At 70.9% G+C, this 15,232-nt stretch carries 12 protein-coding genes; 5 read left to right on the top strand and 7 right to left on the bottom strand.

Features of this window, described 5'->3' with window-relative positions; translation table 11 throughout:
• Positions 1 to 5 precede the first annotated feature (5 nt).
• Positions 6 to 845 (top strand): patatin-like phospholipase family protein, encoded by an 840-nt coding sequence (locus E4M00_RS03910; protein WP_135119152.1) that lies wholly within the window; start codon positions 6 to 8, stop codon positions 843 to 845.
• A 3-nt stretch (positions 846 to 848) separates the two neighbouring features.
• Here E4M00_RS03910 and E4M00_RS03905 read toward each other — a convergent pair whose 3' ends face one another.
• Together E4M00_RS03905 and E4M00_RS03900 are read right to left on the bottom strand one after the other, a co-directional pair.
• Positions 849 to 1,361, bottom strand: a complete 513-nt coding sequence (locus E4M00_RS03905; RefSeq protein WP_135119151.1) for a gluconokinase — start codon at positions 1,359 to 1,361, stop codon at positions 849 to 851.
• A 75-nt stretch (positions 1,362 to 1,436) separates the two neighbouring features.
• Positions 1,437 to 1,907: a pyridoxamine 5'-phosphate oxidase family protein gene (locus tag E4M00_RS03900; RefSeq protein WP_135119150.1), complete on the bottom strand. Its 471-nt coding sequence runs from the start codon at positions 1,905 to 1,907 to the stop codon at positions 1,437 to 1,439.
• Positions 1,908 to 2,015: 108 nt separating this feature from the next.
• On the opposite strand from E4M00_RS03900, the gene E4M00_RS03895 reads away from it, so the two are divergent.
• Positions 2,016 to 2,519, top strand: coding sequence for a MarR family winged helix-turn-helix transcriptional regulator (locus tag E4M00_RS03895; protein WP_135119149.1), 504 nt, complete (start codon positions 2,016 to 2,018; stop codon positions 2,517 to 2,519).
• Positions 2,520 to 2,529: 10 nt separating this feature from the next.
• Positions 2,530 to 3,384, top strand: a complete 855-nt coding sequence (locus E4M00_RS03890; protein WP_135119148.1) for a 3-hydroxyacyl-CoA dehydrogenase — start codon at positions 2,530 to 2,532, stop codon at positions 3,382 to 3,384.
• Positions 3,385 to 3,391: 7 nt separating this feature from the next.
• On the opposite strand, the gene E4M00_RS03885 is transcribed toward E4M00_RS03890, so the two are convergent.
• Positions 3,392 to 4,201 carry an alpha/beta hydrolase gene (locus tag E4M00_RS03885; RefSeq protein ID WP_135119147.1) on the bottom strand — a complete coding sequence of 270 codons (810 nt, stop codon included), beginning with the start codon at positions 4,199 to 4,201 and terminating at the stop codon, positions 3,392 to 3,394.
• 174 nt (positions 4,202 to 4,375) lie between these two features.
• Between E4M00_RS03885 and E4M00_RS03880 the strand changes: the two genes are divergently transcribed.
• Entirely contained in the window at positions 4,376 to 5,782 is a 1,407-nt protein-coding gene (locus tag E4M00_RS03880) for a pyridoxal phosphate-dependent decarboxylase family protein (RefSeq protein ID WP_135119146.1), read from the top strand.
• A gap of 2 nt (positions 5,783 to 5,784) precedes the next feature.
• Here the strand turns inward: E4M00_RS03880 and E4M00_RS03875 are convergent, their stop codons facing one another.
• The 3 genes from E4M00_RS03875 to E4M00_RS03865 form a co-directional block, all read right to left on the bottom strand.
• Positions 5,785 to 6,189: a PNPOx family protein gene (locus tag E4M00_RS03875; protein WP_135119145.1), complete on the bottom strand. Its 405-nt coding sequence runs from the start codon at positions 6,187 to 6,189 to the stop codon at positions 5,785 to 5,787.
• 64 nt (positions 6,190 to 6,253) lie between these two features.
• Entirely contained in the window at positions 6,254 to 7,081 is an 828-nt protein-coding gene (locus E4M00_RS03870) for a nuclease-related domain-containing protein (protein ID WP_135119144.1), read from the bottom strand.
• 96 nt (positions 7,082 to 7,177) lie between these two features.
• Positions 7,178 to 8,518, bottom strand: coding sequence for a GNAT family N-acetyltransferase (locus E4M00_RS03865; RefSeq protein ID WP_135119143.1), 1,341 nt, complete (start codon positions 8,516 to 8,518; stop codon positions 7,178 to 7,180).
• A gap of 97 nt (positions 8,519 to 8,615) precedes the next feature.
• On the opposite strand from E4M00_RS03865, the gene metH reads away from it, so the two are divergent.
• Positions 8,616 to 12,254: a methionine synthase gene (metH, locus tag E4M00_RS03860; protein ID WP_135119232.1), complete on the top strand. Its 3,639-nt coding sequence runs from the start codon at positions 8,616 to 8,618 to the stop codon at positions 12,252 to 12,254.
• Here metH and E4M00_RS03855 read toward each other — a convergent pair.
• Positions 12,142 to 15,204: an ATP-binding cassette domain-containing protein gene (locus tag E4M00_RS03855; RefSeq protein ID WP_135119142.1), complete on the bottom strand. Its 3,063-nt coding sequence runs from the start codon at positions 15,202 to 15,204 to the stop codon at positions 12,142 to 12,144. The two genes, metH and E4M00_RS03855, sit on opposite strands and share 113 nt — an antisense overlap.
• Positions 15,205 to 15,232 lie beyond the last annotated feature (28 nt).

Below are 15,232 nucleotides of genomic sequence, written 5' to 3'. Positions count from 1 at the left end.
CTCACATGGGATCTGCACTGGTTCTCGGCGGGGGAGGGGTCACCGGCATCGCGTGGGAGACCGGACTGCTGTTCGGGCTCGAGCAGGCCGGAGTCCGCCTGAGCACGGCCGACCGGCTGGTGGGCACCTCGGCCGGATCGACCGTGGCGGCGCAACTCGCCAGTGGCACTCCGCTGGAGCGTCTCTTCGAGGTGCAACGCCGAGGGAGTGTCGGCGAGCGTGCCGCGAAGCTCTCCCCGATGGACATCCTGCGACTCGTCGGCGGACTCGCCTTCGCCCGCGATCGCCCGAAGGCCATCCGCAGCCTCGGACAGGCGAGCCTCGAACGCACCGACTCCGCCGATGCCGAGGCGCGCCGCGCCATCATCGCCGAACGGGTTCCTGTCTCCGACTGGCCGGATCGCGACCTGCTCATCGCGGCGAACGACGTGCTGACGGGCGAGCTGCGCGCCTTCACCGCCGCCGACGGCGTGCCCCTCATCGACGCCGTGGGAGCCAGCTGCGCCGTGCCGCTTGTCTGGCCGCCCGTCGACATCGACGGAAGGTACTACATCGACGGCGGACTGCCGTACCCGGCCAATGTGCAGTTGGCTGCAGGATGCGACAGGGTCGTCGTGATCGCGCCCCTCACCAGCGGGATCGGCGCCGGCACCTCGGTGCGGGCCCAGGTGAAGGCCCTCGGCCCAGGCGTGCGGAGCCTGGTGCTCTCGCCCGACCGCGAGGCGAAGCGCGCTCTGGGTCGCAACTCCCTGGATCCGGCGGCGCGCGAGGCGTCGGCCGTCGCCGGGCACCTGCAGGCCGAGAGGGTGGCTGCCGAGGCCACGGCGTTCTGGGGGAAGGCGTAGTCCTCAGGCTTTCGGGCGCTGGCCGAGCCCGGTCTCGATGCGTGCAACGAGCTCGGCGAGCTCCTCCGCGGGATCGACGGCCACAGCGAAGCCCGGCTCATCGACCTCGAGCGACTCGAGCGTCGCCAGTTGCGAGTCGAGCAGCGACGGCGGCATGAACTCGTGCGACCGCTCGCGGAGCCGTCGCTCGAGCTCTGCCCGGGGCACGTCGAGTTCGACGAAGACGGCGTCGGGGGCGGCGATCAGCAGCCGCTCCCGGTAGCTCCGCCGCAGAGCGGAGCACGCGATCACGGTGCCGGGCCCGGCGATCGCGGCGGCTCCGACGGCATCGAGCCACGGCCAGCGGTCGTCGTCGTCGAGCGGATGCCCCTGCGCCATCTTGGCGACGTTGGCCTCAGGGTGCAGGTGGTCGGCGTCGAGGAACGGCCGTCCGAGGCGCGCGGCCAACGCCGAGCCGACGGCGGACTTGCCCGACCCGGACACGCCCATCACGATGACTGTGGTCTCGACGGGCATCGGTCCTCCTGGGGATGAGATCGCGAAACCCCGACGCTACACGGCGGCCGGAGCGACGGCCGCCGTCGGCGCGCCTCACCAGGCGCTGAGCTTCTCCGGAGTGAAGACGATCACCGAGCTGAACTGCGCCATGATCGGCTCGATGTCCATGCCGTAGTCCGCCATCGCCTCGGCGTACTTGGTGCTGTAGGCATCGCGGATGAGGGGAAGCCAGCCGGTGGCATCCGTTTCGGAGATCTCTGCGCTGCCGCTGAGGATGACGACCTCGGAGCCGAAGGGCCCGGTCTCGAGATGCAGCTGCACGGCGGAACCGCGGCGGATCGCCTGCACCTTGGCCGTGGTCGGCTCGCTCATGACCAGCACCGTGCCCTCGTGCCAGAGGAACCAGACCGGAACGCTGCGCGGGGCGCCGTCGGAGCGCACCGTCGTGATCCACGCGATGATCTCGGAGTCGAGTTTCTCGAGAGCCTTCACGTGCGCCGGATTCGCCTGATCGAAGAGGGCGGATGCCGCGGCTCCGCTCGTGCTGCTGGTCTCGGTGCTCATGCTTCGACGGTACGCCCGGGGTCCGACACGCGGCCGCTCATCACTGTGTTGCATGATGCAACATGGAGGCGTACTGTTGCACTAGGCAACAGAAGGCGAGGCGCCTCGATGGCACGTCAACGCGACGAACACGCTGCGAGCGTGCTGCTCGCCCTCATCCGCATCTCCCGTCGCGGCGTCGCCGACGCGCGGACCGCCGGCATCCGGCTCTCCCTCACCGACCAGTCGATCGTCGCGTTCATCGTCGACAACCCGGGCAGCCGCTCGACGGACATCGCGCGCGAGTTCCTGCTGAACCGCTCCACGGTCTCGCGCCAGCTGACCAACCTCGTGAAGCTCGGCGTGGTTCGCGAGGCGACGGATGCGGGAGGCCGCGGCCGCCCGCTCGAGCTCACCGAGACTGGCCGGGAGGCCTACCGCGAGAGCCTCGGCATCCTGCAGAACGTCGTCGACGCCCAGTTGGGGGACTGGACCGACGGCGAGGTGGCCGCCTTCGCCGAGTCGCTCGCCCGGTTCAATGCCGCGCGGCCCGCGGATGCGCGCCCATCGGATGCGGGCCCAGCGGATGCGGCATCCGCCCCACAGACTCCACAAGAGAACCCAGAGAAGTAAGAAGGAAGTCATGGCAGAACCAACCAAGATCACAGTGCTCGGAACCGGCGTGCTCGGGTCGCAGATCGCGTACCAGACCGCGTTTCACGGATTCGACGTGGTCGCGTACGACATCAGCACCGAGGTGCTCGAGCAGGCCCAGGCGCGATTCGCCGGCCTCGCCGCGACGTACACGAAGGAGGTCGCGGGAGCCGCGGACGGCAAGGCCGATGCCGCGCTCGCTCGCATCCGTCTCTCGGCGGATCTCGCCGATGCCGTGACGGATGCCGACCTCGTCATCGAGGCGATCCCCGAGAACCTCGCCCTCAAGCGCGACATGTACACGAAGCTCGCCGCCCTCGCCCCCGAGCACACGATCTTCGCGACGAACTCGTCGACGCTGCTGCCCAGCGACCTGTCGGGCTTCACCGGACGCCCCGACCGCTTCCTGGCGCTGCACTTCGCGAACCACGTGTGGGTGCAGAACACCGCCGAGATCATGGGAACGCCGGTGACAGACCCCGCCGTGTTCCAGACCGTCGTCGACTTCGCCTCGGCCATCGGCATGGTGCCGATCGAGATCAGGAAGGAGAAGGCGGGGTACCTGCTGAACTCGCTGCTCGTTCCCTTCCTCGACGCCGCCGGAGAGCTCGTGGTGGGCGGCTACGCAGACCCCGAGACCATCGACAAGACGTGGCGCATCGGAACCGGCGCACCCCTCGGCCCGTTCCAGATCTACGACATCGTGGGACTCACCACGGCCTACAACATCTCCTCGCACGGCGGCGAGAAGCAGCAGGCGTTCGCTGCGTACCTCAAGGAGAACTACATCGACCAGGGCAAGCTCGGCACGTCGACCGGTGAGGGCTTCTACTCGTACAAGTAGGGCCAGCTCAGCGGAGGTGCTCGCTGAACCACTCCACGGCGAGGGCGTCGTAGCTCGCCGCAGCATCGGTCTGCGGAGCCGGCTCGAGGCCGGGCTCCTCGGCCAGCGCGTGCGCGACGCCCTCCATGAGCTGGAGGTCGGCCCCCGTGGCGACGGCGAACAGGCGTGCCGGAACGAGGGCCGCAGCGTCGTCGTCGAGCCCGGCGATGACGCGGAGGGCGGCATCCGTGGCCGTGATCTGCTCGGCACGAGCGACGAAGTCCATGTCGGCGGCGACGCGTCTGGACTCCGGATGCCACGAGTAGGCGTCGCCGCCCAGGAAGTCCGCCATCGCGTCGATGGTGGGTGCGAGCTGCAGCATGGGGCTCACGAAGACCGCGGCTGATGCGCCCGAGCTGCCGCTGGCGAGCACGCCCGCGGCGACGGCGGAGCCCGCCGATCCGCCGAGGAGGCCGACCGCGGCATCGGGTGCCACGCCGAATCGCTCACGCAACTCGGCGAACGCGGCGGGGAACTCGGCGATCGCGCCCTCGAGGATCGGCGCGAACAACTGCATCACGACGTCCTCCCCGGCGCGACGCATGATTTCGTCCATGCCGTCAGCGGGCATCCGTTCGGCGCTGAGCGGCAGGCCCAGGTAGAGGACGGTGGCGTCGAGGCCGGCCAGCGGGAGGGCCGCGGCGAGGGCAGCCGGGGTGCGCGGCGGATCGAGCAGATGCCAGGCGACGATCACCGGGGCGGATGCCGATTCCGCTGGTCGGGCGACGAAGGGGACTCCGGCTGAGGTCGTGCCGGCGATGAGAGCTGACTCGGTCATGACCTCACGCTAGCCCGACCGTCCGACACGCACACCCGGCGATTTCCTGCACCGCGGCACCTCGATGCGCTCGAAGCCTCCGCTCCAGTCAGCAACGCTGCGCGCCGCATCGGTTTCACTTGATGGAGCCCAGCTGTACTCCCGGAGACGGCGGCTGAACGGAAAGATGTACCCATGAACGCAGCCCGCGGAACGACACCAGCAGCCGGAACCCAGACCACCCGCATGCACGAGGTCTCGAAGGAGACCAGCGACATCGTCGATGTCGTGCTCGAGTACTCGCGCCGGCGCATCCTGAGTTCGGACACCCCGCTCGACAAGCCGCTGAGCGCCGCAGAACTCGATCGTCTCGCCGGCCGCTCGATCGACGAGAAGGGCATCGGCGCCACCCGCGCACTCGCCCTGTTCGAGCACGTTCTCGCTCCCGCGTGCATCACCACGGACCACCCGCAGTACCTCTCCTTCATCCCGTCGGCGCCCACGAAGGCCGCGATCTCGTTCGACCTCGTCGTGTCGGCGAGTGCCCTCTACGGCGGGTCGTGGCTCGAGGGTGCCGGCGCCGTGTTCGCCGAGAACGAGGCCCTCGGCTGGCTCGCCCACGAGTTCGGACTGCCGCCGACCTCGGGCGGAGTCTTCGTGCAGGGCGGAACCCTCGGCAACCTGTCGGCCCTCGTCGCCGCCCGCGAGCGTGCCCGCCTGCGCGTGACCGAGCGCGGTGAGGAGCAGCCGCGCCGCTGGGTGATCGTGTGCAGCGCCGAGGCGCACTCGTCGATCGCCTCGGCCGCCCGCGTGATGGACGTCGAGGTCGTTCCGGTCGCACCGCGCTCGGACGGCATGCTCACCGGCGAGGCCGTGCGGGGTGCGCTCGTCGAGCATGGGGCATCCGTTCTCGCCGTCGTGGCCACCGGTGGATCGACGAACTTCGGCGTCGTCGACGACATCGCCTCGATCGCCGCCCTGAAGGACGAGTTCGAGTTCTGGCTGCACGTCGACGGCGCCTACGGCCTCGCGGCCATGCTGTCGCCGCTCGCCCGGCACCGCTTCGCCGGTGTCGAGCGCGCCGACTCGGTGATCGTCGACCCGCACAAGTGGCTGTTCGCCCCGTTCGACGCCTGCGCGCTCATCTACCGCGACCCGGAGTCGGGCAGGCGCGCTCACACGCAGCACGCCGAGTACCTCGACACCCTCACCGAGACCAGCGACTGGAGCCCGTCCGACTACGCCGCACACCTCACCCGACGTGCGCGCGGACTTCCGCTGTGGTTCTCGCTCGCGACCTACGGCGGGCAGGCCTACCGTGACGCCGTGACGCACTCCATCCAGCTGGCGCTCGACATCGCCGCCGAGATCGAGAAGCGCCCGGGGCTGTCCCTGGTGCGTGACCCGCAGCTCTCGGTCGTGGTCTTCGAGCGCGACGGATGGGCCAAGGCGGACTACGACGCCTGGTCGGCGCGCCTGCTCGAGTCGCAGCACGCCTTCGTGACGCCGTCGTCGCACGCGGGGCGCCCGAACGCGCGCTTCGCCATCATCAACCCACTGACGACGTTCGAGCAGCTGGTGGGCATCCTCGACACGATGTGACCCTAGTCGGCCGGTGATCCGACCCGGAGGAGCCGGAACTCCTCTCGTCCCAACAGTCGAAGGATCGCCGCCCGCGGGCCGCCGAACGCCCGCAGACCGGCATCCGTCGCATAGGGCTCGATCGCGTCGATGCTGTACTCGCGACCGCCCGCAACGATGACGCAGGAGCCCGCGGCCACGATGTTGCGGTACCAGTTGACGCCGTCGCCGTAGGTGAGCTCGGCGACGAAGCCCTCGCGCACGCGAGCGAGGATGAGCGGGGTCTCGAAGGTGCGTCCGCTCGACCGGCCGACGTGGCGCACGAGCGAGAACGGGCCGTGACCCCAGCGGGCGAGCCGCAGGGTGAGCCTGTTGAGGGTGTTCTTCAGCACCCAGAGGAATCCGCGCTTCACCCGCCCCGTCGCCATGGAGTCAGCCTCGCACCTGCCGGCGGGCGCGTCGAGAGGGGGCGGTGGGTCGGCAGCAGCCGGGTCAGCCGAACATCAGCGCGAGGGTCGGCATCAGCTGCGTCACGGCGACCGTACCGACGGCGACCACGCCGCCGCCCACCCAGACGGCGCGCACATCACGGGCCGTGCGCACCTCGTGCTGCAGCGAGGCGAACTGCTCGAGATTCGCGTCGGCGAGGGCCTCGGCCGCGTTCGAGTGCCAGGTCGACGGATGCTCCGCCGCAGCGACCACGGGCGTCGTCACGAGAGCCGGGGTGCGGCGTCGACGTCGCAGCCACCGCACGAGCTGCGTGTCGGCGAGCACCATGACGTCGCTCGGCTGCTGCTTGACGGTGATGGACTTGGCGCCGACGACGGCGATGACCGGGCGCGCCACGATGTCGGTTCCGGCGGCGGCGCTCAGCAGGCGGGTGGCCCGCTCGGCCTCATGCCGGGAGTTGCGCAGGTAGTCGGTCGGCTGCCCGTTGACGAGCACCTTGCGGGCGCCCACCCACACGCGAGCGTCGTCGTGGTGCTTGGTGTTGATCGTGTACACGCCCGACGGGCCGATGACGACGTGATCGATGTCGCTCTCGCCGTGCCCGACGGGGACCGAGTGCAGCACGGTCCAGCCGGGTCCGAGTTGCTTGAGGCGAGCAGCCACCGCCAGCTCTCCGAGTGCTCCGAGGTACCAGCTGCGCGATTCCTCCGAGAGCGGGCTGCGCCCCAGCACCCGGGCCAGGCGGCCACGGTCGGGGACCTGGGACTGCTCGGCCAGACACCGGGTGATGACGGATGCGCCCGCGGCCCGGGTGCGGAGGGTGGCCGCTGCGTTGCGTGCAGGGTCGACCTCGGGGGAGAGAGCCGTCATCGGAGCCTTTCAGGGGTCAGGCACTCGACGTTACGGATGCGCACGGGCTCGCGAGAAGTCCCCGTTCGCGGGCGGTCGCCGTCGCCGCGGGCCCGTCTAGAAGACGATGCTGAGGTGCGGGGCGCGCTCGGCGGCGAACAGGCGATCGGCGAGGGCCAGCGTCTCGGGGCTGTCGGCCGCGATCAGGGCGGCAGCGGCGAGCACCGTGGGGCGGATGCCGCCCAGGAAGATCGCGCCGAGCTGGTTGACCGGAAGGGAGAGCGTGGCGGTGGCAGCAGCAGCGGCGTCAGTGCCGGCATCCGGAACCGACGAGACCCGCGTCACCGACGCCGACCCGTCGGCCGCGACCTCGAGCCTGAAGCGCCCGGCGGCGAAGCCCAGCGCATCGGTGATCTCGAGGTCGAGACGGCCCGCGGATCCGTAGCGGCGGCTCTCGAGGGTTGCGATCGGATCGAGCACCCGCACCCAGAGGAAATCCTCGACCTCGCTCCAGCGCACGGCACGCCTGTCGGCGAGCAGGAGCGGCAGGGGCTCGTCGATCGACCGGTGACGGGCACGGATGCTGGTCACGAGGTCGTGCTCGAGCAGGAACTTCCAGAGGCCGGCGTAGGCGTCATCGGTCGTGGCCGTGAAGTGCTCGACCTCGAGACGGATGATGTCGGGATCCTGCTCGACGAGACGGAATGCGACGACGCCCTGCGCCGTGCCGTCGGCATCGTCGTAGCGCGCTGTGCGGATGGACCGTCCGCGATCGCTGTCGGGCGCGATGAGGCCGAAGTGCTGGTCGAAGCGACCGCCCCAGCGGTCGATCTCGCCCGGGATGCGGCGTACGGCCCGAGCCGAGATCTCCTCGACGATGGAGCGGGCCGATGCCGGCTCGACGAAGTGCACCCGCCCCGTCGGCGTGAGCCCGGCCCAGGTCACGCGGCGGCGGTCGACCTCGAGGGTGGCGACTGTGGTCGCCGGAGCGTAGCCGTAGCGGCCGTAGATGGTGGCCTCGCTCGCGGTGAGGATGGCGAGAGGCACGTCAGCGGCGGCCGCCGTGCGCAGCTCGCCCTCCATGAGCGCGCGGGCGATGCCGCGGCGGCGGTGGGTGGCGGCCACGGTGACCGAGCTCACGGCCCAGGCGGGCACGATCGCGGGGCCGGGCACGGTGAGCTCGGCGACCCACGTGCTGACCGTCGCGACGGGCACGGCGGCATCCGGGATCGTGTCGTCCCAGACGCCGGTGGTGCGGCGGTAGGCGAGGTTGGCGAAGTTCGCGTCGATGGTCTGCTCGCTCAGCCGGCCCTCGTGGAAGCCGCGCGAGTCGGCCTGGTCCCAGGCGGCGAAGGCCGTTCGATCCGTGGTGTCGACCAGGCCGTAGCGCAGGCCGGTCGCGGCGAGGGCGGCCGTGGACTCCGAGTCGACGGGAAGGAGGCGGGCGTCGGCTGTCATGATTCGAGCCTAGGGCGGCAACCGACCCGATGACGCCCGCCCCCGCGGATAGACTCGGCGCGTGAACGCGCCCGGAACCACCGCAGAGCCAGCACCCGTGGCACCAGCAGCGCCCCGCTTCGCCCTGGACATCGAGGCGATCGCCCGCCCCGCGCGATCGGAGGCGCTGCTCGAGGCACTCCGCACCCGGGTCGTCATCGCCGACGGGGCCATGGGCACCCAGCTGCAGGAGTTCGAGCCGACGCTCGACGACTACCAGCAGCTCGAGGGCTGCAACGAGATCCTCAACGTGAGCCGCCCCGACATGATCGCGGCCATCCACGACGCCTACCTCGCGACGGGCATCGACGCCGTCGAGACGAACACCTTCGGCGCCAACTGGTCGAACCTCTCCGACTACGGCATCGACGACCGCATCCGGGAGCTGGCCCGCGAGGGTGCCCGCATCGCGCGTGAGCGGGTCGAGGCCGCCGAGGCGGCAGATGCGGCGAACGGCGAGCCCGGCCGCATCCGCTGGGTGCTCGGCTCGATGGGTCCGGGCACCAAGCTGCCCAGCCTCGGCCACACCACCTACGACCACCTCAAGCAGACCTTCGCGCTGCAGGCTCACGGCCTCATCGACGGAGGGGCGGATGCCTTCCTCATCGAGACGTCGCAGGACCTGCTGCAGACGAAGTCGGCGGTGAACGGCTGCAAGCAGGCCATCGTCGAGAGCGGCATCCGTCTGCCCATCTTCGTCGAGGTGACCGTCGAGACCACCGGGACCATGCTCATGGGCAGCGAGATCGGTGCGGCGCTCACGGCGCTCGAGCCTCTCGGAGTCGACGCCATCGGGCTCAACTGCGCCACCGGCCCCGCCGAGATGAGCGAGCACCTGCGGCACCTGTCGAAGCACTCCACCGTGCCCGTCGTGTGCATGCCGAACGCCGGCCTGCCCGTGCTCGGAACCCACGGCGCCAGCTATCCGCTGACGCCTGCGGAGCTCGCGACGGCGCATGAGCAGTTCGTGCGCGAGTTCGGGCTGTCGCTGATCGGCGGATGCTGCGGCACGACGCCGGCGCACATGCGAGCCGTGGTCGAGCGCCTGCGCGGGAGTACCCCGGCCGTGCGCACGGTCGAGGAGGAGGCCGGCGTGGCCAGCCTCTACCAGCACGTGTCCTTCGACCAGGACGCCTCCTACCTCGCGATCGGCGAGCGCACCAACGCCAACGGCTCGAAGGCCTTCCGCGAGGCGATGCTCGACGAGCGCTGGGACGACTGCGTCGAGATCGCGCGCAACCAGATCCGTGTGGGGGCACACCTGCTCGACGTCTGCGTCGACTACGTGGGGCGCGACGGCGTCGCCGACATCCGCGAGGTCGTCTCCAGGCTCGCGAGCGCCTCGACGCTGCCGCTCGTGGTCGACTCCACCGAGCCGCCGGTGCTGCAGGCGGGTATGGAGCTCATCGGCGGGCGTCCGACGGTGAACTCGGTGAACTTCGAGGACGGCGACGGCCCCTCCTCGCGCTTCGGCCGCATCATGCCCCTGGTCGCCGAGCACGGCGCAGCCGTCGTGGCTCTCACCATCGACGAGGAGGGCCAGGCCCGCACCGCCGACGACAAGGTGCGCATCGCCTCCCGTCTCGTCGACACCCTCACCGGCGAGTGGGGGATGCGCGTGGAGGACATCATCGTCGACGCCCTCACCTTCCCCATCGCCACGGGCCAGGAGGAGACCCGTCGCGACGGCATCGAGACCATCGAGGCGATCCGACGGATCACGGCGAAGTACCCCGGCATCCACACCACCCTCGGTGTCTCGAACGTGTCGTTCGGCCTCAACCCCGCCGCGCGCTCCGTGCTCAACTCGGTGTTCCTGCACGAGGCCGTCGAGGCGGGCCTCAGTTCGGGCATCATCGACGCCGCCAAGATCGTGCCGCTCGCGTCGGTGCCCGATGACCGCCGCAAGGTCGCGCTCGACCTGGTGTGGGATCGCCGCGAGTACGACGCCGACGGCACCCTGATCTACGATCCGCTCGAAAAGATGCTCGACCTCTTCGCCGGCGTCGACACCGCCGCGCTCCGCGATCAGCGCGCCCATGAGCTCGCCGCCCTGCCCGTCGGCGAGCGGCTCGAGCGCCGCATCATCGACGGCGACGCGAAGGGTCTCGAGGCCGACCTCGACCAGGCCCGCGCCGACGGCATGAGCGCGCTCGGCATCGTCAACGACCACCTGCTCGAGGGCATGAAGGTGGTCGGCGAGAGGTTCGGATCCGGCGAGATGCAGCTGCCATTCGTGCTGCAGTCGGCCGAGGTGATGAAGGCTGCCGTCGCCCTGCTCGAACCCCACATGGAGAAGACGACGGATGCCGGCAAGGGGCGCATCGTGCTCGGCACCGTGCGCGGCGACGTGCACGACATCGGCAAGAACCTCGTCGACATCATCCTCACGAACAACGGCTACGAGGTGATCAACCTCGGCATCAAGCAGCCCATCGCCGACATCATCAAGGCGGCGGAGGAGCACGACGCCGATGTGATCGGCATGAGCGGGCTGCTCGTCAAGTCGACGGTGGTGATGAAGGAGAACCTGCTCGAGCTCAACTCGCGCGGGCTCGCCGGGCGCTGGCCCGTGCTGCTCGGCGGCGCCGCCCTCACGCGCGCCTACGTCGAGGACGACCTCGCCGGGCTGTTCGACGGCACCGTCCGCTACGCCCGCGACGCCTTCGAGGGGCTGGCGCTCATGGAGCCGCTCGTGGCCATCGCGCGCGGGGCGGACCCGGCATCCGTCGGCCTGCCGGCGCTGAAGAAGCGCATCCATCGCGAGGGGAGCCTGCTCACCCTCACCGAGCCCGAGAACATGCCGACCCGGTCCGACGTGGCGACGGATGCCCCCGTGCCTGTTCCGCCGTTCTGGGGCACCCGCATCGTGCGCGGCATCGCGCTCGCCGACTACTCCGCGTTCCTCGACGAGCGCGCGACCTTCATGGGCCAGTGGGGCCTGAAGCCCGGACGCGGCGACGGCGCCGCCGGCTACGAGGAGCTCGTGCAGACCGAGGGGCGCCCGCGGCTGCGTTATTGGCTCGACCGCATCCTGGCGGAGGGCATGCTCGACGCATCCGTCGCCTATGGCTACTTCCCTGTCGTGAGCGAGGGCGACGACATCGTCGTGCTGAACCACGGCGACGACCCGACGGGCGTGCTCGGGGTGCCCGGGCTGCTGGCGCCCGACGGTGGTTCTGGTGGCGCTCTCGGCTCCGATCGCCTGCGCTTCCACTTCCCGCGGCAGCGCCGTGACAGGCACCTGTGCCTGGCCGACTTCGTGAAGCCGCGATCGTCGGGTCTCGTCGACGTGATGCCCGTGCAGCTCGTCACGGCCGGCGCGCACATCGACCAGGTGACAGCCAAGCTCTTCGCCGAGAACAAGTACCGCGACTACATGGAGCTGAACGGCCTCGTGATGCAGCTCACGGAGTCGCTGGCGGAGTTCTGGCACGGCCGCATCCGCTCCGAACTGGGTTTCGCGGCCGAGGATCCGACCGACGTCGCCGGGCTGTTCAAGCTCGAGTACCGTGGCGCGCGCTTCTCGCTCGGCTACCCGGCCTGCCCCGACATGGAGGACCGCCGCAAGGTGGTCGAGCTGCTCAGGCCCGAGCGGATGGGAGTGGAGCTGTCGGAGGAACTTCAGCTGCATCCGGAGCAGTCGACCGACGCGTTCGTGTTCCACCACCCCGAGGCGAAGTACTTCTCGGTGTAGTCCTTCCGCTGGAAGAGGGACCGCGAAGCGGCCCCGAAGCCGAGGAACCACGCGGCCCGAGCTTCGCCCGGCGCAGCGCCGCGAGGATGGCCGGGCCGGCTACCACGATGCCGACGACGCTCGTGACGGCGCGCAGGGTGTCCCACGTGAGGGTCGACGTCACCAGGGAGTAGAGCAGGAAGGAGCTCGCGTTCTGGGCGACGGATGCTCCGGGCACGTACGCGATGTCCGAGGCGGTTCCCACGGCGAAGGGCCAGAACCACAGGTTCATGATCAGGCCGAAGGCGTACGACGCGACGGCCCCGTAGACGGCGAGAGCGGTGATCTCGAGCGCGCGGCCGTGGTGCCGCATCCGGGCTCGCTGCGTCCGGAAGGCGGGGAGGAGTCCGGCGCCGGCGCCGACCCAGCCGCAGGCGAACATCTGGAAGGGCGTCCACGGGCCGAAGCCGCCCCACATCGTGGACGACAGCGCGATGGTGAGGATGCCGAGCAGGAAGCCGAAGCGGGCACCGAACACGCGGCCGGCGAGGATGAGCAGCACGAAGAGGGCCTCGACCCCGCCGACTCCGGTGCTCGCTATGCGCACGGCGGCGCCGATGGCAGTGAGGGTGCCGAGCAGCGCGAGGGTCTTGGCGGAGCGCACGGCGCCGTCGAGGGACAGCGCGACGGCCACGACCACGAGGGGCAGCAGGGCGATGGCGGCGAACGGCGCTGCCGCCTGGGCCTGGGTCGGGAGGGCGGGCACCAGCAGTGGCCAGGCGAAGGCGGCGGCGGCGAGGAGGGATCCGGCGACGAGGACGAGGGGCTGCCAGAGGGTGACGCGCGGCCCTCCGCTCGCTGAGACCCGGACGGAGTCCGCGGTCGAAGCGTCGTCGGGAACTGCGCTCGGAGCTGGCGCCGTGCTGGATGCGCTTCGGTCGCGGCTTCGCCGGACCTCAGCGAGCGGGTTGCTCTCGTTCGCTGAGGCCCGGACGACGTCCGCGGTCGAAGCGTCACTCAACCGCCCGGCCCGCATCTCGAGCGCACGATCGGCGACCTCGGCCGCGAACGTCCTGTCGTGGCTGGCGATGACGACGGCGCATCCGCTCGCCGCAGCAGTCCGCAGCGCGCCGGCCACCTGCGCTCGCGCGAGCCCGTCGAGCCCGCGCGTCGGCTCGTCGACGAGCAGCACCCGCGGGGCAGCGGCCAGCTGGATCGCGATGGCGAGCAGTCGGCGCTCCCCGGTGGAGAGGTCGCGCGGGTGCCGCAGGGACACGCCACCCGGCGTCGAGCCGAGCAGCGACTCGAATGACCGCTGCGTCGTGCCCCGCTCCACATCGGCCGAGCGGTCGGCGCGGCGGCACTCCTCGGCGACCGTGGTCGAGAACAGCAGGTCGTCGGAGGCGTCGGGCACCAGCGCGACCGACATGCGGCGGAGGCGCGCGGGAAGCCCCGCGACGTCGGCCCCGTCGATGACGACGGTTCCGGATGCCGCAGGCAGGGCGAGCGCCCCGAGCAGTGACGACTTGCCCGCGCCGTTCGGCCCGGTGACCGCCACGATCTCGCCGGCCGCGAGAGCGAACGAGGCGTCGATCACCGCGGGGAGTGCGGCGTGGCTGACGGAGACCCCGACGATGCGGGCGATCGTGGCGCCCGCGCCCGCCGCCGATCCACGCGCCGTCGTTGCACCTGCCACCGCAGCTCCCGGCGTCGGCGCGCCTGATTCTCCGCCGCGCCCCTCGAACATCGACAGCGCGCTCGAGGAACCGGCGCGTCGCAGCTCGCCGCCCTCGATCGACAGCACCTCATCGGCCACGTGCGCCAGCTCGCCGACGCGATGCTCCGCCACGACGACGCAGACTCCGGCCTCGTGGGCGAGTGAACCGAGCAGCTCGGCGATGCGCGAACGGGCGTCGAGGTCGAGATCCGCGAGGGGCTCATCGACGAGCAGGAGCGTCGGCTGCTGGATCACGGCGGCGGCGATGGCGACGAGGGTCGCCTCTCCGGCCGAGAGCGCCCTGATGTCTCGCCCGATGAGGTCGACGATGCCGATGCGCTGCGCCACCTCGCGCACGCGCTCCGCCACGATGACCGGTGCGACGCCGCGCACGTCGAGCGCGAAGCCGATCTCGTCGGCCACGCTCTCGCTGGCGAAGCCGAGTCGGGGCTGCTGCAGCACGACCCCGACGAAGCGGGCGGTGTCACGCGGCGGAACGGCGAGCCTGTCGACTCCGCCGATCTCGATCGTGCCGGTCGCCTCACCGCCGTCGACATGGCTGAACAGGCCGCTGCAGGCGTTCAGGAGCGACGACTTCCCCGAGCCCGTCGCCCCGGCGATGACCGTGAGCGTTCCGGTGGAGAGTGACAGGTCACCGGCGTGCAGCATCCGTCGCCCCTCGAATCCGAGGGAGAGGTCGCGCACGACCACGGGGCGATCGCAGCCGCCGTCGACCGGTCGCGTCGCCGCGAAGCCGCGCACCTCCATGGTCGCTGCCACGGCGACGGCGCGTTCGATGGTGCGCTCGAAGATGGGCACCAGCAGGGAGGCCAGGCCGCGCTCGGCACGCAGGCGGCGGGCGCGGCGCACCGAGGTGACGGCATCCGTCAGCCCCGGGAAGGTCGCCCAGGCGATGACGAGGGCGCGGGCGATGCTGCGGAACGGACCGCGCCGCGCGCCGCGCGCGAAGAGACGCGAGACGTCGACGAATGCGTTCAGCACGCCGAAGGCCAGGATGACGGCGGCGATCGGGAGGGCGCTCTCGATCGCGACCTGGATGCCGCCGGTCGTGATGGGACCGAAGAGCGAGACGTGCGCGAACGGCGGGGGAAGGCGCATTGCCGGCAGGTCGACGAGCACGAGGCCGGAGCCGCCCAGCCCGTTGAAGAGAGCGCGATACGCCAGGCGCAGCGCGATGAAGCCGACGGCGAGGAACGCCGCGGCCTTCAGCGGGGCCGAACGGAAGCGGAGCATCAGGGCCTCACTCTCGCACGCCCGGCGG

This window comes from Orlajensenia leifsoniae, assembly GCF_004570845.1.
In the GTDB taxonomy this organism is placed as follows: domain Bacteria; phylum Actinomycetota; class Actinomycetes; order Actinomycetales; family Microbacteriaceae; genus Orlajensenia; species Orlajensenia leifsoniae.
This window is presented reverse-complemented; position numbering and strand designations above follow the sequence as displayed.